Source organism: Vibrio sp. 03_296 (genome assembly GCF_002265885.1).
The window spans coordinates 1-829 of sequence record NZ_NPKW01000347.1; the positions used below are offsets into that span (position 1 = coordinate 1).

Below are 829 nucleotides of genomic sequence, written 5' to 3' on the forward strand. Positions count from 1 at the left end.
GTGACGTCACCATGGGTGAGAAGCTGTATTCGTAACCCAACATGGCGTAAGACGCATAGGCAATGACGTTAGGCAGTAAGGAAACAACCAGAACAGGTTCACAAACCAGTAGAGAAAGGAGCCCAAATAAGCGGCTTTGCTGCCTAAAGGCTTTTTCAACCAGTCATACATGCCGGATTCTGAGTTCTTATTAGCAGAAACAAATTCGGCAATAATAAAAACGAATGGAATGAAATAGACCACGGTTGCTAAGAGAAAAATGGGGGCAGAGCTGAGCCCAGTTCGATGTTGTTGTTGACGATATTGCGCACGTTGAAAACCGCCGCAAAGGTCATCGACAGCAAGCAAGTTAGTCTCAATGGTGCCACGCAGTGATTCAGACATAGTTCCTCCCGTATCCGTCTGCAGTAAAACAAAAAAATGGATCAAGTGAATGAAAATAATCTGCCAGCCATTAGAGTTGTTATGGGGGGCGGGCAGGGTGAAGGGTCAGAGCGTTTTCTCTGCCCAAGTTTCGGTCATCAACCTAGAATGGTTGAGCGTCATTTATGGAAGGACGGCGCTTGGGCTGGCCTCTTTCGCGCGTTCTTCACTGTTGAGTGACTTTTCGTACTGGCTGTATTTCCACCAAGCAAAGCCAAGGAAAATCACAATGCCGCCAACGTTGTAGAAGATGATGGTCATGATGTCGGCTCCGGTTGGGAAGGTGGAGGCCAAGAATCCAACCGTGAAGATGCCAATCAGAATCGAAACCACAGCAATGCCCGTCATACGAGAGCCCATTTTGAAATCGCGCTCGAGATGGTCGAGTTTCARWCGTTCCTTCTGC

2 pseudogenes are annotated in these 829 nt (G+C 47.9%); both read right to left on the reverse strand.

The features are described 5' to 3' along the window. Nucleotides 1-384: pseudogene (locus tag CIK04_RS24535) on the reverse strand (amino acid permease); the annotation flags it as partial. Nucleotides 385-546: 162 nt separating this feature from the next. Next, nucleotides 547-829: pseudogene (locus CIK04_RS24540) on the reverse strand (amino acid permease); the annotation flags it as partial.